The 18616-nt window shown below is 75.3% G+C and carries 14 protein-coding genes; 10 read left to right on the top strand and 4 right to left on the bottom strand.

Going from position 1 to position 18616, the window contains the following annotated elements; all coding sequences use genetic code 11:
* Positions 1 to 53 precede the first annotated feature (53 nt).
* The gene (locus AAEM63_RS10200) at positions 54 to 1079 is read left to right on the top strand and encodes an aldose 1-epimerase (protein ID WP_341358162.1); all 1026 of its coding nucleotides are present in this window, start codon (positions 54 to 56) and stop codon (positions 1077 to 1079) included.
* A 72-nt stretch (positions 1080 to 1151) separates the two neighbouring features.
* Here the strand turns inward: AAEM63_RS10200 and AAEM63_RS10195 are convergent, their stop codons facing one another.
* Positions 1152 to 3071 carry a helicase HerA-like domain-containing protein gene (locus AAEM63_RS10195; protein ID WP_341358161.1) on the bottom strand — a complete coding sequence of 640 codons (1920 nt, stop codon included), beginning with the start codon at positions 3069 to 3071 and terminating at the stop codon, positions 1152 to 1154.
* Between the two features lie 20 nt (positions 3072 to 3091).
* On the bottom strand, positions 3092 to 3736 hold the full coding sequence (locus tag AAEM63_RS10190) for a response regulator transcription factor (protein WP_341358160.1): 645 nt from the start codon (positions 3734 to 3736) through the stop codon (positions 3092 to 3094).
* 415 nt (positions 3737 to 4151) lie between these two features.
* Here AAEM63_RS10190 and AAEM63_RS10185 point away from each other — a divergent pair, with 415 nt between their 5' ends.
* From AAEM63_RS10185 to AAEM63_RS10160, 6 genes are all read left to right on the top strand, one after another.
* Positions 4152 to 6383: a prealbumin-like fold domain-containing protein gene (locus AAEM63_RS10185; protein ID WP_341358159.1), complete on the top strand. Its 2232-nt coding sequence runs from the start codon at positions 4152 to 4154 to the stop codon at positions 6381 to 6383.
* Between the two features lie 198 nt (positions 6384 to 6581).
* Positions 6582 to 7448: a ComEA family DNA-binding protein gene (locus tag AAEM63_RS10180; protein ID WP_341358158.1), complete on the top strand. Its 867-nt coding sequence runs from the start codon at positions 6582 to 6584 to the stop codon at positions 7446 to 7448.
* Positions 7445 to 9916 carry a ComEC/Rec2 family competence protein gene (locus AAEM63_RS10175; protein ID WP_341358157.1) on the top strand — a complete coding sequence of 824 codons (2472 nt, stop codon included), beginning with the start codon at positions 7445 to 7447 and terminating at the stop codon, positions 9914 to 9916. Before AAEM63_RS10180 ends, AAEM63_RS10175 begins: the two co-directional genes overlap by 4 nt.
* Positions 9917 to 9958: 42 nt before the next feature.
* Positions 9959 to 10951 carry a DNA polymerase III subunit delta gene (gene holA, locus AAEM63_RS10170; RefSeq protein ID WP_341358156.1) on the top strand — a complete coding sequence of 331 codons (993 nt, stop codon included), beginning with the start codon at positions 9959 to 9961 and terminating at the stop codon, positions 10949 to 10951.
* A 145-nt stretch (positions 10952 to 11096) separates the two neighbouring features.
* Entirely contained in the window at positions 11097 to 12608 is a 1512-nt protein-coding gene (locus AAEM63_RS10165) for an MFS transporter (protein ID WP_341358155.1), read from the top strand.
* Between the two features lie 124 nt (positions 12609 to 12732).
* The gene (locus tag AAEM63_RS10160; RefSeq protein ID WP_341358154.1) at positions 12733 to 13890 is read left to right on the top strand and encodes a glycosyltransferase family 1 protein; all 1158 of its coding nucleotides are present in this window, start codon (positions 12733 to 12735) and stop codon (positions 13888 to 13890) included.
* Positions 13891 to 13980: 90 nt separating this feature from the next.
* On the opposite strand, the gene rpsT is transcribed toward AAEM63_RS10160, so the two are convergent.
* Both rpsT and AAEM63_RS10150 read right to left on the bottom strand, forming a co-directional pair.
* The gene (gene rpsT / locus AAEM63_RS10155; protein ID WP_123919268.1) at positions 13981 to 14241 is read right to left on the bottom strand and encodes a 30S ribosomal protein S20; all 261 of its coding nucleotides are present in this window, start codon (positions 14239 to 14241) and stop codon (positions 13981 to 13983) included.
* 194 nt (positions 14242 to 14435) lie between these two features.
* Entirely contained in the window at positions 14436 to 15044 is a 609-nt protein-coding gene (locus tag AAEM63_RS10150) for a type II toxin-antitoxin system PemK/MazF family toxin (RefSeq protein WP_341358153.1), read from the bottom strand.
* 200 nt (positions 15045 to 15244) lie between these two features.
* Between AAEM63_RS10150 and AAEM63_RS10145 the strand changes: the two genes are divergently transcribed.
* The 3 genes from AAEM63_RS10145 to AAEM63_RS10135 are packed head-to-tail and all read left to right on the top strand — an operon-like array spanning position 15245 to position 18596.
* Positions 15245 to 16837: a circularly permuted type 2 ATP-grasp protein gene (locus tag AAEM63_RS10145; RefSeq protein WP_341361354.1), complete on the top strand. Its 1593-nt coding sequence runs from the start codon at positions 15245 to 15247 to the stop codon at positions 16835 to 16837.
* Positions 16831 to 17760, top strand: coding sequence for an alpha-E domain-containing protein (locus AAEM63_RS10140; protein ID WP_341358152.1), 930 nt, complete (start codon positions 16831 to 16833; stop codon positions 17758 to 17760). Before AAEM63_RS10145 ends, AAEM63_RS10140 begins: the two co-directional genes overlap by 7 nt.
* Entirely contained in the window at positions 17757 to 18596 is an 840-nt protein-coding gene (locus AAEM63_RS10135; protein ID WP_341358151.1) for a transglutaminase family protein, read from the top strand. The genes AAEM63_RS10140 and AAEM63_RS10135 overlap by 4 nt, the downstream gene beginning before the upstream one ends.
* Positions 18597 to 18616: the final 20 nt, after the last annotated feature.

Raw genomic sequence — 18616 nt, 5'->3', positions numbered from 1 at the left:
GGCGCCGATCGGTCATGCTGAGGGCCAGACGACGTACGAGAGCAGGAGCAAGCATGGAGACCAGTTCCGTCACCCGCGCCGCGGTGACCCGCGGGGACCTCGACGGGCAGACCACCTGGGTGCTGATCCACCCCGACGGTGCGCTCCTGGAGGTGGCGGAGACGGGCGCGACGCTCCTGCGCTGGCAGGTGCCGGGCCCGGACGGTGCCCCGGCCGACCTGCACGACGGCTACCGCAGCGCAGCCGAGCTCGCCGAGCGCGACGGGTACCGCGGCGCCGTCCTGGCCCCGTGGTCGAACCGGGTCCGCGACGCCCGGTACACCTTCGCCGGGACCTCCCACGACCTCGGCGCCGACGCCGACGGCACCCGCGAGGCCCTCCACGGCCTGCTCACCGACGTGCCGTGGCGCCGGGCCGTCGCAGGGGCGACGGACTCCGACCGCACCCTGCGTCTGACCGCCACGATCACCCCCGATCTCAACCCTGGGTACCCGTTCTCGGTCGAGGTCACCGCCACCTACTCCCTGGGCATCGGCTCGTTCGGCGAGGCCCGGCTCGGCCTGGAGCTCGTGGCGCGGAACATCGGCGAGACCGCCGCGCCGGTGGCTCTCGGCTGGCACCCCTACCTGCGCCTTCCGGGGCACGCGAGCGTCGACGAGCTCGAGCTGAGCATCCCGGCGCGAGCCCGCGTCCTCACCGACCCCACCCTCATCCCGCTCGCGGGGGAGCAGGCCTACGCCGGGACGGCGGCGCCCGTGCGGTTCGCGCCGCTGGGCCAGGCCGCCCTCGACGACGCCTTCACCAACCTCGTCCCCGACGACGACGGTGTCGTGGCCACGGTCGTGCGCTCGCCCCGCACCGGCGACACGCTCACCGTCGAGCAGGAGCCCTTCCAGGCCCGCGTGGTCCACGTGTTCACCGGGGACGCCCTCGAGCGCGACCCGCGCGGCTCGATCGCCGTCGAGCCCTGCCAGCTGCTCACCGACGCGCTCAACCGCGCCGACCAGGCGGACGAGCTCGCGCTCGCCCCGGGGGAGCGGCGCCAGCTCGTCACCGACGTCGTCTACCGGCGCGCCTGACCCGAGCCGCACGCCCCGGGCGGGGCGGGCCCGTCGAGGCGGGGACGTCCGGCCGAGCCGGCGGCGGGCCGATCAGCGGCGACGGGTGCCCAGGATCGAGCGGGTGATCTCCCGGCCCAGCTGGGTACCCGCTGAGCGGAGGAACGAGTCGAAGGCGCTGCCGCGGCGCCGGGCGGCGCGCTCGGCGGCCTCCCGGGCCTTCTTCTCCTCGCGCTCGATCTCCGCCTGCAGCTTCGCCAGCTCCCGGTCGCGCTCCTTCGCCTCACGCTCGGCCTCCTTGCGCTGCTCCGCGGCGAGGCGGTCCGCCTCCGCCCGGGCGGCCGCGGCCTGCGCGGCGGCCTCCTGCTGCGCCACCCGGGTCGTGAGGAGCTCGTGGGCGGACTCGTTGTCCACCGCGGCGCCGTACCGCGCCAGCAGGGGTGACGCGGCCACCGCGGACTCCATCGCCGCCGTCGTGGCCGGCTCCATCGAGGCGCGGGGCGCGCGCAGCCGGGTGGCCGCCACCGGGGTCGGTGCGCCCTTCTCGGACAGGACGGTCACGACCGCCTCGCCGGTGCCCAGCGTGGTGAGGAGCTCCTCGAGGTCGTAGGGGGAGGTGGGGAAGGTGCGCGCCGTGGCGCGCAGGGCGTCGGCGTCCTTGGGGGTGAAGGCCCGCAGGGCGTGCTGGACCCGGGCGCCGAGCTGGGCCAGGACGTCCTCGGGGATGTCCTTGGGCGTCTGCGTGACGAAGAAGATCCCCACGCCCTTGGACCGGATGAGCCGGACGGTCTGGGTGACCTGCTTGAGGAACTCGGCCGAGGCGTCGGCGAAGAGCAGGTGCGCCTCGTCGAAGAAGAACACCAGCCGCGGCCGGTCGAGGTCGCCGACCTCCGGCAGCGAACCGAAGAGGTCCGCCAGGAGCCACATGACGAAGGTGGAGAAGAGGCCGGGGCGGTCCTGCAGGTCGGGCAGCTGCAGGGCCGAGACGACACCGCGGCCGTCGGCCGCGGTGCGGAGCAGGTCGGCGGTGTCGAACGCAGGCTCGCCGAAGAAGACGTCGGCGCCCTGCGCCTGGAGCGCGGAGATCTCACGGAGGATGACGCCGGCGGTGGCGGAGGAGATCCCGCCGATCTCGCGCAGCTCGGGCTTGCCTTCCTCGCTGGTGAGGTAGGCGACGGTCGAGCGGAGGTCCTTGAGGTCGAGCAGGGCGAGGCCCTGGGCGTCGGCCCAGTGGAAGATCAGCTGCAGGCTGGACTCCTGCGTGTCGTTCAGGCCCAGCACCTTGGCGAGGAGGAGCGGGCCGAAGTCGGTCACCGTCGTGCGGATCGGCACACCTCGGCCGACCCCGCCGAGGGAGAGCAGCTCGACCGGGTAGGACGTCGGGGACCAGTCCTGGCCGATGCGGCGCGTGCGCTCGAGGAGCTTCTCACTCGCCTCGCCGGGCTCGAGGATTCCGGAGAGGTCGCCCTTGATGTCGGTGAGGAAGACCGGCACGCCGGCGTCGGAGAGGCCCTCGCCGAGCACCTGGAGGGTGCGGGTCTTGCCGGTCCCGGTGGCGCCGGCGACCAGGCCGTGCCGGTTGAGCATCCCCAGCGGCAGACGCACCTGCGCCCCGGGGACGGCGCCGTCGTCCGTGACGAGCGCACCGACCGCGAGCGTCGGGCCCTCGAAGGTGTACCCGGCGGCCACCTCGGCGGCGTAGCCGGCCAGGTCGGGAGAGTGCCCGGGCGCGCCGTCCGGCGCGGGCGCCGGCGCGTCGTCCCCAGGTTGCGGCTCGGCGGCCTTGGGCAGCGGGTCAGGTGGTCGCGGCTCGTCAGCCGGGGCCGGGGGCGTGGCGGTGGCCGGGTCCGGGCCTCCGCCCGGGGAGGCCGCCGCGGCGTGCCCGGCCGCAGCGAGCGCGGCGTCGAGCGCCGCCTGGGCGGCGACCGCCCGTGCCTCGGCCGCCTCCGCAGCGGCCTGGGCGGCGTCGGCCCTGAGCTGGGCGAGATCGGCGGTGGTCAGGTCGTCGGCCATGACCGTGATCCTTCCACGCCCTACGCGCTGAGCGAGACGATCCCTTGACGTCGGGGCGCCGGTGCCTGCGGGGTCAGCCCCGCCCGGATCGCCAGGGCGATGGCGTCCGTCCTGCTGTGGAGGTCCAGCTTGGTCAGCAGGTGCTGGATGTGGGTGCCCACCGTCTTGCCGGAGATGTCCAGGCGGGTGGCGATCTGCTTCTGCGTGTATCCCGCCACCAGCAGATCGAGCACCTCGGCCTCCCGCTGGGTGAGGGCCGCGAGGCCCGGGACGGAAACGGACCGCCGGGCGCCGCGCAGCAGGGACCGCCGCACCCGGCACAGGGCCTCGTCGGAGTCGAGCGGCACGGTGAGGTAGTCGTCGGCGCCCACGAGGAACCCCGCCACGCGGTCCTGGGGCTCGGTCCGGGTGGCCGAGACCATGATGACGGGGAGCGACTCCCCGAACCGGTCGTGGAGGTGCCGGCACACCATGAACGCGCCGGCCTCGACCTCGAGAACGGCCACGGCGGGCGCGTCGCCCCTGAGGCGCATGACCTCGGTCGCCGACGACGCGCACACCAGCTCCAGGCCGAGGCGCGCGAGAACTCGCCCCAGCTCCCGCCGCAGCTCGTCTCCCGACGCCAGAGCGACAGCACGGGCGTGCGCCCCCACGACGCTCGCCATGGCGGCATGCTAGGCCGCGACCACTCCGCTGCGGGAGCCCCGACGTGGGTGAACACCACCCGAAACGGGGGTGAGAGCGACCGGGGTGCAGGGTGAGGAGATGACCCTACGGCGACCCTAGGGCGATCGTGGCTCACGGCGTCGGGTGAGTTGCCGATGTCGCGGCCGGTCGTCGCGGTCCTACGGTCGCACCGGGGGGAGTCCTGCGGCACGGCGCCGCGGCTGCCCGTGGGGCCGGCAACGCAGCCGGCCGGGGTCACGGACCCACGCGGTGCGCCGGGTGGCAGGGCACCACATGGCGCCCTCTCGGGGGCGTCCTGAGAGAGGGAGTCACCACCATGCACCAAGGGAGAAGCACCGGTCACACCCCAGCAGGAGCCGCGTGTCGCGCGGCGTTCGCGGAGAGGGGCTACCCGTGTCCGCGCGCGTGAGGCGGAGGAGCCTGCGGCGAGCGGTCGCCGCGTCCGGAGCCGGTGCGCTGGCCCTCGCCGGCCTGGGCGGGGCGCTGCTCGCAGCACCCGTCGCGGCCGTGCACGACGCCGACCTCTTCGAGCTCGACGCGAACATCATGGACGACGCAGCGGTCACCGGCGAGGACTGGTCGACCCTCTTCGACGGCGACAGCAACGCCTTCGCCACCACCGGGATCGTGCCCGACCCCGCGCCGCAGTCGATCTTCACCGGCGGCGGGTCCAAGGACGACCTCGACATCCCCGGCTGGAAGCACAAGAACGGCAGCGTCCCGGACAAGGACGACATCACCAACGCCTACGCCTCCGCCTACACCCTCGGCGGGGACACCTACGTCTACTTCGGGCTCGACCGCTACGCGGTCCAGGGCTCGGCCGACGTCGGCTTCTGGTTCTTCCAGGACGACGTCGCACCCGTCCCGGGCGTCCCGCTCGGCAGCACGAGCACCTTCAGCGGCGAGCACCAGGTCGGTGACCTCCTCGTCCTGAGCGAGTTCGACCAGGGCGGCACCGCCGTCACCATCAAGGTGCTCGAGTGGGTCGGCACCGGCGGCGACGAGGGCGGCGGCACCCTGCTCACCCTCGTCGGCGGCGCCGACGGCACACCCGCGGACTGCGACGACGTCGCCGCCGACGACGAGGTCTGCGCCAACGTCAACACCGCGCCGATCCCCGACGCGGGCGTCCCGTGGAACTACGTCGGCAAGGGCGGGGTGCGCGACATCCCCACCGGCGCGTTCTTCGAGGGCGGCATCAACCTCAGCGCCGTCTTCGACGGCACGGTGCCCTGCTTCACCAACTTCCTCGCCGAGACCCGGTCCTCCTTCGAGGTCAACGCGGTCCTCAAGGACCTCGTGCACGGGTCCTTCCCGCTGTGCGGTGCCGACATCTCCATCGCACCGAGCGCCGTCAACGACGTGGGCGAGAGCCACACCTTCACCGTGACCGCGAGCAAGACGTTCGCGGGCGAGTCGGCCCCGGCCGACGACGGCACCCTGGTGGACGTCACCCTCACCCACTCCGTGACAGCGGCCAACCCCGTGACGGTCACGGCGGACACCTGCTCCACCACCGGCACCATCGGTGGCACCTGCACCATCACCTTCACCTCCACGACCGCGGGGACCGTCACCGGCCACGCGTCGGCGAGCATCGCCGTCGGCGACGAGACGATCGACGTCGAGACCGGCTCGGACCCGGGGGAGAACCCCGACGCCGTCAAGCGGTTCGTCGACGCGAAGATCACCATCGAGCCCGACGACATCAACTCCATCGGTGAGTCGCACACGTTCACGGTCGACGTCGAGAAGAACCTCGGCGACGGCAATGGCTTCGTCGCCGCCACCGAGGGGCACGTCGACGTCACCCTCACCGACGCCTCCGGCGCCGTGAACACCGTCGACGCCACCGCGAGCAGCTGCGACGAGACGGGCGACAACCTCGACGCGAACGGCCAGTGCGTCGTCGTCTTCACCTCGGCCACCGCGGGGACCGTGACGGGCACCGCGACGGTGACCCTGACCATCACCGCAACCGAGGGCAGCGACACCCTCACCCGCAGCACGAACGGGACGGGCTCGAGCTCCGACGGTGCCGTCAAGGAGTTCCGCGACGGCAGCCTCACCTGGCTCAAGAACGACGACGCCGGTGCCCGCCTCGCCGGCGCGACCTTCCAGGTGTGCCGCACGCACAACCTCAACACCTCGACGGACCCCGACACGTTCGACGACATCACCGACGTGTGCGTCACCGTCCTGGACAACTCCGCGGCCGACGCCGATCCCGACGTCGGTGAGTTCCTCCTCGAGCACCTGCGTCTCGGGCGCTACACCATCGACGAGATCGCGCCGTTCCCGGAGGGCTACGAGCCCGACCCGGACGTCGAGACCGTCGACCTGACCCTCGAGGACACGAACGGACCGACGACGCCGCCCACGTTCGTCAACGTCGCGCTCTACCGGCTCATCGTCATCACCTGCAACACCACGACCGAGGAGCTCGTGGACAGCACCGTCGACCTCGACGGCGACGTCAAGGCGACCGTGACCGCCGCCCAGCTCGGCGACATCGACGAGACGGCCCTGTGCCAGCTCGCCGGCGCCAACTACGACAACCTCACCAGCGGGACGTACACACCCAGCGTCGAGCTTCCCGACGGCGCCCCGCTCTTCCCGTAACCGCGCGAGGGGCAGCCCGCCCCTCCCGCAGCAACCCGGAAGGCATCGACCACCGGGCCCGTCGTCCCCGAACGGCGGGCCCGGCGCCGCGCCCGGCGACGCCGCGCCGCTCCTCCACATCCGGCGGCGGGACGCCGCCGTGCACACCGTCCTCGCCCGTGCGGGTCGATGGCGGTCCCGGGCCGGAGCATCGTCGTCATGGACCGTGGCCGCGGCGAGCGCCTGCACCGGCTGACCCGGGCCGCCTACACGGCGACGGCCGGGCACCTCGAGGTGGACCCGGAGACCGACCACCGCCGCAGCCGCTGGCGCTGGGCGCCGCCCGTACGGGCGGCGGTCGCCGCGGTGGTCGTCGTGCTCGTCGTGGCCCTCGCCGTGGCCGCGTGGGCATGGGCCGGCCGCCCCGGCGAGCCCGTCCCGCTCCCACCGGCGGACCGGGCGGCCGCGTCCGTGCCGGGCGGCGGACCGGCGGGCGCCGACGGCGGGACCGGTGAGCCCCGCGGCGACGGAACCGGCGCGCCGCGCGACGACGGCGCGGGCGGAGTGCCGGGCGAGGGCCTGACGGACGAGCCGGACGCGGCGGACGTGCGGGGTACGACCGCTGCCGCGACGCCCCTCGTCGTCCACGTGGCGGGCGCCGTGGCCCGGCCGGGTGTGGTCGAGCTCCCCGCCGGCGCGCGGGTGGGTGAGGCGGTGGAGGCTGCCGGCGGAGCGTCCCCGGACGCGGAGCTCGCCGCCGTCAACCTCGCGCGCCCGCTCGTCGACGGCGAGCAGGTGTTCGTGCCCGTCCAGGGGCAGGGCGTGCCCGGCAGCCAGGCCGGCCCGGCCCCCGGGCTCTCCTCCGGTTCCGGTGCCGACGCTCCGGCTGCGCCGTCGCCGGTCGACCTCAACACGGCCACCGCCGCCGAGCTCGACGCCCTCCCCGGTATCGGCCCGGCGCTCGCCGAGCGGATCCTCCAGTGGCGCGAGACCAACGGGCCGTTCGGAACCGTCGACGACCTCGACGCGGTCTCCGGCATCGGTCCGACGACCATGGAGCGGCTGCGGGAGCTGGTGAGCGTGTGAGCGGCCCGCCCGTGCCGCGCAGCGCGCAGGACGTCCGCACCGTCGACGCGCGGGCGGTCCTCCCGGCCGTCGGGGCGTGGGCGGCCGCCTGGGTAGCGGTCGCCCAGCCGGCGGACGCCGTCGCGCTCGCAGCGGCCGCCGCGCTCGGGCTCGCCCTCGTGACGGGCGCGGTGATCGGCGCCACCCGCCGCGCACGGCCGCAGCCGGGCCGGCACCGCCGCAGCGCGGTGACGTCACCGTCCGCGGCCGCCCTGCTGGTGACGGGCGTCGTCGCGGCCGTGCTCCTGAGCACCGCCGCCCAGCTCCACCACCGCCAGGGCGGCCACCTCGCCGACCTCACCTCCCGCGGCGCGTCCGTCGTCGTCACCGGCCGCGTGGCGAGCGAGCCGGAGCCCCTCGGGCGTGCCCGCGAGTGGGAGGCGGCGCCCCGGGTCCGGGTCCAGCTCGACCTGGAGAGCGTCGCCGGCCGTGGCGAACGCTCGGGTGCGTCCGCGCCGGTGGTGCTCCTCGGACCGGCCACGTGGGGCGACGTCACGCTGGGGGAGCGTGTGCGCGTGCGCGCCACCCTCGCGGCCACCGAACCGGGCGAGCGTGCCGTGGCCCTGCTCCTCGCCGGTGACCCCCCTGACGTGACGGACCCACCCCCGGCCACGCTGCGCGTGGTCAACGCCATGCGCGGCCGGCTGCGCGCGGTGACGGCCGACCTCTCCCCGCAGGCGCGGGGCCTGGTGCCAGGGATCGCGGTCGGTGACGACCGTGCCCTGCCCACGGCGCTCGAGGAGGACATGCGCGCCACCGGCCTGACCCACCTCACCGCCGTCTCCGGTGCGCACGTCGCGATCCTCCTCGGCGCGGTGCTCGGCTCGACCGCATGGCTGCCGCGCCGGGGTCGCGCCGTCGTCGGGGCCGTTGCCCTGGCGGCGTTCGTGCTGCTCGTGCGGCCCGAGGCGAGCGTCCTGCGGTCCGCGGCGATGGGAGCGGTCGTCCTGGTCGCGCTGCTGCTCGGACGCCCGTCCCGGGCCCTTCCCGCGCTCGCCGGTGCCGTCGTCGGCCTCATCCTGCTCGACCCCTGGCTGGCGCGTGAGTACGGGTTCGCCCTGTCCGTCCTCGCCACCGGCGGCCTCGTCCTGCTGGCCCGGCCATGGGCCTCGTGGCTGAGCCACGTGGTGCCGCGCTGGCTGGCCGTGGGCATCGCGGTGCCGGCAGCGGCACAGGCGGCGTGCGGACCGGTCGTCGTCCTGCTCACACCCGCCGTCGCCCTCTACGCCGTCCCGGCCAACCTCCTCGCCGCCGTGGCGGTGCCACCGGCGACCGTCCTCGGGGTGGCGGCCACCCTCCTGGGCCCGGTCTGGCCGACCGCCGCGAGCGTCCTCGTCACGGCGGCGGCGGCCTTCACCTGGTGGATCGCCACCGTCGCGCAGACCTTCGCCGGTCTGCCCGCCGCGCAGGTGCCGTGGCCCGCCGGGGGCCCGGGCGTGCTCGCGCTCGCCGTCGCCACGGCGGCGGGGGTGGGGGTGCTCGCACGGGCCGGCCCGCGCGCGGCCTGGCTGCGCCCGGTGGTGGTCGTGGCGGTGGTGGTGCCGGCGCTGCTGGTCCTGCCCTGGCGTGACGACCTCGTCGCCGCCCTGCCCGACGGGTGGCCCCCGCGCGGCTGGGTGGCGATCCAGTGCGACGTGGGCCAGGGGGCCGCGTTCCTCCTGCGCTCGGGGGACGATGCCGCCGTCATGATCGACACCGGGCCCGACGGGGGTGCCGCGGGTGACTGCCTCGGCGCCGCGGACGTCGGCCGGGTCGACCTGCTCGTGCTCACCCACGCGCACGCCGACCACGTCGGCGGCCTGGCGGAGGTGCTCGCCGCCGCCGAGGTCACCGCGGCGGTCCTCGGGCCGGGCCCCGAGCCCGCCCCCGGGGTCCGCGACACGCTCACCCTGCTGGCCGACGCGGGCGTGCCCGTGTCCCGCCCGGTCACGCACGAGGTGCCGGTGGCGCCCGGGGGCCGGGCCGCCGGGCCGGCGGACCGGGGCAGGGCGGGAGAGGTGGACTGGCAGGTCCTGTGGCCCACCCCCGCGGCGGTCGCCCGGTCCCCGGGCGGCGACGGCGTCAACGACCTCTCCCTCGTGCTCCGGCTCACGGCACCCGGCGCCGACGTCGTCGCCCTCGGTGACGTCGAGCTGGCGGGGCAGGCCGGTGTGCGCGGCCGGCTCGCCGGGGCCCGTGGCGGTGCCGTCGACGTCGTGGTGATGGCGCACCACGGGTCGGCGCGACAGGACGCCGGCCTCGCCGCGGCCCTGCGACCGCGCCTGACGGTGGTCAGCGTCGGGGCGGGCAACGACTACGGCCACCCGGCGGCCTCGGCCCTGGAGCTGTACGCGCGGACCGGCTCGGTGGTGCTGCGCACCGACACCTGCGGAGAGATCGCCCTCGTCCGTCGCGGGCCGGACCTCGCCACCGTCTCCCGGTGCCGGTGAACGGCCGTCCTGGACACCCGCAGGAGGTGGCAGGCTAGGGGAGTGCCCCCCACCCGCCGCAAGCCCGCCGTGCTCACCTGGGACCAGGTCGCGCTGGCCCGTGTCGTGCTCGTGCGGGGCACGGAGGGGCTCCTCGCCGACCGGGCGGTGGACCGGCTCCTCGAGCTGGCGAAGGAGGCCGACCCGGAGGTGGAGGTCACCACGGTCGACGCCGCCGCGTACGAGCGCGGGCAGCTCGAGATGCTTGCCAGCCCGTCGTTGTTCGGCGAGCCGCGGTGCGTCGTCGTCGAGGGGCTCGAGTCGATGTCCGACCCGTTCCTCGACGACGCGCTCGCCTACCTCCAGGCGGTGCCGGACGACGTCTGGCTCGTCCTGCGGCACCGCGGCGGCACGCGCGGGAAGAAGCTGCTCGACGCCGTCGCCGCGGCCGGACACCCCGTGGTGGCGTGCGACCCGGTCAAGCGCGACGCCGACAAGGCCGACCTCGTCCGCACCGACTTCCGACGGGCTCGCCGGCGCATCGAGCCAGACGCCGTCCAGGCGCTCGTCGAGGCCGTCGGGACGGACCTGCGCGAGCTCGGTGCGGCGACCGCCCAGCTCGTCGCCGACACCACCGGCACCGTCACCACCGATGTCGTGCTGCGCTACTACGGCGGGCGCGTCGAGGCGACCGGCTTCCGCGTCGCCGACGCCGCCGTCGCGGGGCGGGCGGGGGAGGCGGTCGCCCTGCTGCGGCACGCCGTCGCCACCGGCACGGGCCCGGTCCCCGTGGTCGCGGCCCTGGCGATGAAGCTGCGCACGCTGGCCAAGGTCGCCGCCACCCGCGGCCGGACCGGGGTGTCGGTGGGCGACCTCGGGCTCGCGCCGTGGCAGGTGGACCGGGCTCGGCGCGAGCTCGACGGCTGGACCCCGGAGGGGCTCGCCGCAGCGATCACCGCGGTCGCCGCGGCCGACGCCGAGGTCAAGGGGCTGGGCCGCGACCCGGTGTTCGCCGTCGAGCGCGCGGTTCTGCGCATCGCCGCCGCGCACCGCTGAGGGGGTCGGACAGCGGGCGTCCGCGGCCTTGTGCTCGCACAGGGTCTAACCTGGAGGACGACCGGCGCCCGCGGCGCCCGGCCCCCGCCGCCCACCAGGCGGCTCGACGAGCAGGTGGCCGTGTGCCGCCGTGATGGGAACCCTCATGGACGAAGCGGCCGCGACGACCGCGCGGGACACCGGCGGCCTCAGCCGTTCGCAGCGGCTCGACCGGCTGCCCTTCACGACCGAGCACCGGCGCCTGCTCGTCGGGTCGGGCATCGGGTGGGCGCTCGACGCCATGGACGTCGGACTCATCTCCTTCGTCATGGCCGCGCTGTCGGTGCAGTGGGGCCTCAACCCCACCCAGCTGAGCCTCGTCGGCTCCATCGGCTTCGTCGGGATGGCCCTGGGCGCCTCCCTCGGCGGTCTGCTCGCGGACCGGGTCGGACGCCGCAACGTCTTCGCCCTGACCCTCCTCGTCTACGGGCTCGCCACCGGTGCGTCGGCGCTGGTGACCTCGCTCGCGGCCCTCCTCGCCCTGCGCTTCGTCGTCGGTCTCGGGCTCGGCTCGGAGCTGCCCGTCGCATCCACCCTGGTCAGCGAGTACGCCCCGGCGAGGATCCGCGGCCGTCTGGTGGTCATCCTCGAGGCGTTCTGGGCGGTGGGCTGGCTCGCGGCGGCACTCATCGGCTACTTCGTCGTCTCGGCGTCCGACGACGGCTGGCGCTGGGCCCTGGCCCTCGGCGCGGTGCCCGCCCTCTACGCCCTGTACGTGCGCCGGGCGATCCCCGAGTCGGTCCGGTTCCTCGAGTCGCGGGGCCGGGCCGCCGAGGCCGAGGACGCCGTCCGCCGGTTCGAGGACGCCAGGCCGGTGTTCTCCCAGGGCGCCACGGCCGCGGGTGCGGGTCCGGCGGGTACCGCGGGTGCGGGTCCGGCCGATCCGGCGGGTCCAGCGGGTGTGGGTCCGGCCGGTCCGGCGGGTCCAGCGGGTGCGGGTCACACGAGCCCTGCGGGTGCGGGCCCGACCAGCCCGACGGGTGCGCCGGCCCGGACGGGCCCCGCGACCGCCGGCCCGGTCGGGGTGCGGCTGCGCACGTTGTGGGCCAGGCCGCTGCGCGTGCGCACGGCGGGGCTCTGGATCGTGTGGTTCTTCCTCAACTTCGCCTACTACGGCGCCTTCACCTGGCTGCCCACGCTCCTCGTCGCCTCCGGGCTGGGCATGGTCCGCTCCTTCGAGTACACGGTCGTCATCACCGCGGCTCAGCTGCCCGGGTACGCGCTCGCCGCCTTCCTCATCGAGGCGTGGGGCCGTCGGCCCACCCTCGCGGCGTTCCTCACCGGCGCGGCCGGGGCCTCGTTCCTCTTCGCCACGGCGACGACCCCCGCCGGGGTCGTGACGGCCGGGTGCCTGCTGTCCTTCTTCGCCCTCGGGGCGTGGGGGTCGCTCTACGCCGTGACGCCGGAGATGTACCCCACGGCCGTACGTGGGACCGGGGCGGGCTGGGCCGCCGGGTTCGGCCGGATCGCGTCGATCCTCGCGCCGCTGTCCGTGCCGCTCCTCGACCGGTCCGGCGGGATCTGGCTGATCTTCACCGTCTTCGCCGCAGCGTTCCTCCTCGCCGCGGGCGGCTCGCTCCTCCTCAAGGAGCAGCGCGGCCTCACCCTGGAGGACTGAGACGCCGTCGCGGGCCGGCCGATCCCGGGCCGGCGAGCTCCCGCCGCGAAGCGTTCACCGGCGCGACACCGGACACACCCGCGGCAGACGACGGCCGGCCACCGCGTCGCGGGACGGTGGGCCCGTGCGCGTCGCCATCGTCACCGAGTCGTTCCTCCCGTCGGCCAACGGGGTGACCACCTCGGTCCTCCGGGTGCTGGACCACCTGGCCGCCCGCGGGCACCAGGCCGTCGTCGTGTGCCCCGCCCCGGCGCCGCCGACGTACGCCGGCTTCCCCGTCGTCGCCGTGCCCGCGGTCAGCTACCGCGGCTTCCGGGCGGGCCTGCCCAGCGTCCAGCTGGCCGGGGTCCTGGACGGCTTCAGGCCCGACGTCCTCCACGCCGCCTCGCCCTTCGGTCTCGGCGCCCAGGCGATCACCGCCGCACGACGCCGGCGCATCCCCACCGTGGCGGTCTTCCAGACCGACGTCGCCGGTTTCGCGCGCAAGCACGGCCTGTCCGCGACGGCGCCCGGGATCCGGCGCTGGCTGCGCCATGTGCACTCCCAGGCCGACCTCACCCTCGCCCCCTCCGAGGCCAGCCTCGCCGACCTCGCCGACAACGCCGTGGCGCGGTGCGCCCTGTGGGGACGCGGCGTCGACGCCGCGACCTTCCACCCGAGCCGGCGGGCGGCACCGGGGACACGGGCGGTGCGTGCGTCCGTCCTCGAGGGCGCACCGGCCGGCACCGCCGTCGTCGGCTACGTGGGACGGCTGGCGCCGGAGAAGCGCGTGGAGAGGCTCAGGGGTGTGGCGACGCTGGCGGGGGTGCGCCTGGTGGTCGTCGGTGACGGGCCCTCGCGGCCCTTGCTCGAGCGACTGCTGCGGGGGACGGCCACGACGTTCCTCGGCCGTCTCGACGGCGACGAGCTCGCCGACGCCTACGCCGCGCTGGACGTCTTCGTCCACACCGGCACACACGAGACCTTCGGGCAGACGCTCCAGGAGGCGATGGCCTCCGGCGTGCCGGTCGTCGCGCCGGCCGCAGGCGGGCCCCTGGACGTCGTCGCCGAGGGGGAGACCGGCTACCTCTACGCCCCGGAGGACGACGGCGCCCTCACCCGAGCGGTGCGGGTCCTCGCCGCCGACCCCGCGATGCGCGCACGCATGGGCGAGGCGGGGCGCCGCCGGGTCCTACCTCGGTCGTGGGAGGCCCTCGGCGACGCGCTGCTCGAGCACTACCGGGCCGTCGTGGCAACGGCGGCGCGGGACGGCGGGAGGCCCTTCGACGTGCCGGTGCGATGAGACCGCAGCAGTGGCGTCCGGGAAGGACGAAGGGCGCCGCCCCCGGGGGAGCGGCGCCCTTCGGTCGCGGCCGCACGCGGCCGCGGAGGATCAGATCTTCTCGACGGAGCGAGCCAGCTTCGACTTGCGGTTGGCAGCCTGGTTGGCGTGGATGACGCCCTTGCTGACAGCCTTGTCGAGCTTGCGCCCGGCGGCCCGCAGGGCCTCCGACGCCGAGTCCTTGTCACCGGCGAGAACGGCCTCGCGAACCCGACGCACGTACGTCTTGAGCTCGGACTTCACGGCCTTGTTGCGCAGCCGCGCCTTCTCGTTGGTGAGGATGCGCTTCTTCTGGGACTTGATGTTCGCCACGTATGCACTCTCTGTTGCGTTCGCCTGAGCGATCGGTCATCGGTCGTTGAGGGAGTTGCCGCGACCGGGACTGGGGCGTGGGGGACCTCGTGGTTGGTCGGTGGCCGGGCCACCGCCGACCGGGCGGCAACCCAAGAGAACACCTTAGCAGCCCGCCCCGGTGCCGCTCACCCCGGGCCGGGGTGAGCGCCGTCTCAGCCGTGCAGCGCCCGCAGGGCGGCGACGACCTCGTCGTAGCGCTCCCGCGGCAGCCCGGCGCCCTCGCGGCGCACGGCGCCCGGGTCCACCCAGAGCAGGCGGTCCAGGCGGACCTCGGACGGCCGCCCGCGCGAGTCCCACGCGCCGGACCCGACGTCGATCCAGCGCCGGCCCCAGCGCGCCTCGTCCGCCGCGTCCCGGTCGTGGTCCTGGGAGCTCATCTGCGCCACGACGAGCCCGGCGCCCTCCTGCGCGAGGACGAGCACGGGGCGGTCCTTGCCCTGGTCGGGGTCGTCGTCGTAGGGCACCCACGTCCACACGACCTCGCCCGGGTCGGGCTGGTCGTCGGCCTGCGGGGCGTAGGCGAGGTCCGGCAGGCCGAGCCGGGCGACGTCGTACTCGACGGTGTCACGCGAGCCGGCCTCGACCTGCTGCTCCCCGACGGTGGCCGCCGGCGAGGACGAGCCCCGCGGTCCGGCGCCCGGGACCGGACGGCGGCGGGTCGGCGCCGGGCGCGCCTGCCGCGGCCGGCGCAGGTAGTCCTGGAGCACGCGGGTGGCGGCGTCGCCGGCGGCGCCGAGCGCGCGGCGGAGCATGGGGTTCATGCCCGGCAGGTTAGCGGGGGGTGCGTCGCCGCGCCCGGCCGGGGTGCGGTCCGGGGTGCGGTCGGGGCGGTGCCCGCGCGAGGGTCCGGCGGGACGCGCGCGGCGCCCGGGTCTCGTCACACGCCGGACACGTCGGCGCACTAACGTCGTCCCCCATGGACCTCTTCGACGGCTATCCCGCCGGGGCGGCGTGGGACGAGATGATCGAGCCCGACGGCGTCCGGGTGCCGTACCGCCACGTCTACGACACGCTGCGCGGGCTCAGCGCGGACGAGCTCATGGCCCGCGCCGACGCCCTCGCCCGGTCCTACCTCGCCCAGGGCATCACCTTCGACGTGGGCGGCGAGGAGCGGCCCTTCCCACTGGACACCGTCCCGCGCGTCGTCACCGCGGACGAGTGGGACGCCCTCGCCCCGGGGGTCGCGCAGCGGGTCCGTGCGCTCGAGGCGCTCCTCGACGACGTCTACGGCCGTCAGCGGGTCATCGCCGACGGGGTCCTGCCGCGCTCGGCGGTGGTCTCCTCGGCTCACTTCACGCGCGCGGCGCGGGGCATCGAGCCGCCCAACGGGGTCCGCGTGCACGTCGCCGGGATCGACGTCATCCGCGACGCCGCGGACACCTGGCGTGTCCTCGAGGACAACGTCCGGGTCCCCTCCGGGGTCAGCTACGTCCTGTCCAACCGGCGCGCCATGGCGCAGTCCTTCCCCGAGCTCTTCGCGAGCCTGCGGGTGCGCCCGGTCGCGGACTACCCGCGCCGGCTGCTGCACGCGCTCATCGCCTCCGCCCCCGACGGCGTGGACGACCCCGTCGTCGTCGTCCTCACCCCCGGGGTCTACAACTCCGCGTACTACGAGCACTCCCTGCTCGCGCGCTCGATGGGCGTCGAGCTGGTCGAGGGCCGCGACCTCTTCGTCGCGGGCGGTCGCGTGTACATGCGCACGACGGGCGGCCGGCGCCGGGTGGACGTCATCTACCGCCGGGTCGACGACGACTTCATCGACCCGGTGGTCTTCCGTTCCGACTCGCTCCTGGGCTGCCCCGGCCTCATGGGCGTGGCGCGGGCGGGCAACGTCACCATCGCCAACGCCGTCGGCAACGGGGTCGCCGACGACAAGCTCATCTACACCTACGTCCCGGACCTCATCCGCTACTACCTGGGCGAGGAGCCGCTCATCAGCAACGTCGACACCTGGCGCCTGGAGGAGCCCGCGGCGCTGGAGGAGGTCTGCGACCGGCTGGAGGAGCTGGTGGTCAAGCCCGTGGACGGCTCCGGTGGCAAGGGCATCCTCATCGGTCCGGCCGCCACCCGGCAGGAGGTCGACGCGGCGCGCGAGCGGCTCCGCACCGACCCGCGCGGCTGGATCGCCCAGCCCGTCATCCAGCTCTCCACCGTGCCCACCCTCGCGGGCGAGCACGTGCGGCCCCGGCACGTGGACCTGCGCCCGTTCGCCGTCAACGACGGCGAGAACGTGTGGGTGCTCCCGGGCGGCCTCACACGGGTGGCCCTGCAGGAGGGCCAGCTCGTGGTCAACTCCTCCCAGGGCGGGGGGTCCAAGGACACGTGGGTCGTCGGGCACCGCCGGACCCCACCACCACCGCCCGAGCCGCCGGTGCACGGCGAGCTGGTCGTGCCCGTCGGGGTGCCCCGTGACTCCGACGCCGCCGACACCGTCCGGGTGCAGAGCGAGCAGCAGCAGCAGGCCCAGCAGCAGGCCCAGCAGCAGACCGTGGAGCAGCAGCCCGAGCAGCGCCGGCCGGCCGCGCAGCAGCAGAGCGGGGTGGCGCCGTGCTGAGCCGGATCGCCGAGTCGCTGTTCTGGATCGGTCGCTACGTCGAGCGCGCCGACGACACCGCCCGCCTCCTCGACGTCCAGCTCCAGGTCCTCCTGGAGGACCCCTGGGTCGACGAGGACGCCCACTCCCGCTCCGTCCTGGCGATCATGGGCTTTCCGCCGCCGCCGGTGGAGGAGCCGGTGGGCCGGCGCCAGCTCCTGGACACCCTCGCCTACGACCGCACCGCGCCCGGCTCGATCGCCGGTGCCCTGGTCGCGGCGCGCGAGAGCGCCCGACGGGCCCGCGAGACGATCTCCACCGAGCTGTGGGAGTGCCTCAACACCACCTGGAACGCCCTGCCCGCCATGACCCACGGGCGCAGCGCCTACGACTTCTTCCAGTGGGTGCGCGAGCGGGCCGCGATCGTCGCGGGGATCGTCGACTCCTCGACGTCGCGGGACGAGACGTGGGAGTTCCTCGTGCTGGGCCGGTCCCTCGAACGGGCGGACATGACCGCCCGCCTCGTCGCCTCCCGGGCGGTCAGCGGCACGGGCGGGGCGAGCTGGGTCTCCCTCCTGCGCTCCGGCGGGGCCTACGAGGCCTTCCTGCGGACCTACCGCGGCCGCGTCGGGGACGTCCAGGCCGCCCAGTTCCTGCTCCTCGACCGGTACCTGCCGCGCTCGATCGTCCACGCCCTCGACCGGGCCGAGCAGTGCCTGGCCGAGCTCGAGCCGGGCGTCCGCCTGCCCGGTGTGCGCGAGGACGCCGCACGGACCCTCGGTCGCGCCCGCTCGCACCTGGAGTACCTGCCCGTGACGGACCTGCAGACGAACCTGCTCGCGGAGATGGAGGCGGTCCAGGTGGCCTGCAGCCAGGCGTCGGACCACATCCGGGCCCGCTACTTCCTGGCCGAGCCGGCCGTCTGGATGGGGGAGCACCTGTGACCCGCCTGCACGTGGTGCACCGCACCACCTTCGCCTACGCCCACCCCGTGCGGGTGTCCTACAACGAGCTGCGGATGCGCCCGGCCGCGATGCTCGGCCAGCGGGTGCTGGAGTCCACCCTCACCGTCGCCCCGGAGACGTGGCGCAGCGAGTACCGGGACTACTGGGGGACGCGGGTCGACGCCGTCGAGGTCCTCACCCCGCACGAGAGCCTCACGTTCGTCGCGGACTCCCGCGTCGAGCGGGACGCCGCGCCGCAGCGGGTCCACGGCACCGAGTGGGCGAGCCTCGCCGCCCCGGCCCTGACCGACCGGATGAGCGAGATGCTCATGATCTCGCCCACCACGAGCCCCCCGCCCGACCTGGTCGAGCTCGCCCGTGACGCCGCCGCCGGGCTCGGGGTCCACGACGGCGCCGTCGCCGTGTGCGGGGCGCTGCGCGGGGAGATGGAGTACGTGCCGGGCGTCACCGGCGTCCACACCCGCGCCGCGGAGGCGTGGGAGGCGCGCAAGGGGGTGTGCCAGGACATCGTCCACCTCACCGTGGGCACCCTGCGGGCGCTGGGGATCCCCGCCCGCTACGTCTCGGGCTACCTCCACCCGCTCGCCGGCGCCGGGACCGGCGAGGTCGCCGTCGGGCAGTCCCACGCGTGGGTGGAGTTCTGGTCGGGCGACTGGTACGGCTACGACCCCACCAACCGCATCGACGTCGGGCCGCACCACGTGCTCGTGGCGCGCGGCCGGGAGTACCGGGACGTGCCCCCGGTGCGGGGGGTCTTCTCGGGCGGGGGCCGGTCGACCCAGCACGTCGAGGTGCTCATGACCCTCGAGGAGTGAGGTCCGCCCCGCGAGGGCGG

It is taken from the genome of Georgenia sp. M64 (assembly GCF_038049925.1).
Taxonomy (GTDB): Bacteria; Actinomycetota; Actinomycetes; order Actinomycetales; family Actinomycetaceae; genus Georgenia.
The sequence above is the reverse complement of the archived record's forward strand: the minus strand, read 5'-3'. Positions and strand labels throughout refer to the sequence as shown.

Bases quoted from the DNA above. Each gene is read 5' to 3' on its own strand.
- AAEM63_RS10200 (WP_341358162.1), top strand. From the start codon at position 54: ATGGAGACCAGTTCCGTCACCCGCGCCGCGGTGACCCGCGGGGACCTC.
- AAEM63_RS10195 (WP_341358161.1), bottom strand. From the start codon at position 3,071: ATGGCCGACGACCTGACCACCGCCGATCTCGCCCAGCTCAGGGCCGAC.
- AAEM63_RS10190 (WP_341358160.1), bottom strand. From the start codon at position 3,736: ATGGCGAGCGTCGTGGGGGCGCACGCCCGTGCTGTCGCTCTGGCGTCG.
- AAEM63_RS10180 (WP_341358158.1), top strand. From the start codon at position 6,582: ATGGACCGTGGCCGCGGCGAGCGCCTGCACCGGCTGACCCGGGCCGCC.
- AAEM63_RS10165 (WP_341358155.1), top strand. From the start codon at position 11,097: ATGGACGAAGCGGCCGCGACGACCGCGCGGGACACCGGCGGCCTCAGC.
- AAEM63_RS10150 (WP_341358153.1), bottom strand. From the start codon at position 15,044: ATGAACCCCATGCTCCGCCGCGCGCTCGGCGCCGCCGGCGACGCCGCC.
- AAEM63_RS10145 (WP_341361354.1), top strand. From the start codon at position 15,245: ATGATCGAGCCCGACGGCGTCCGGGTGCCGTACCGCCACGTCTACGAC.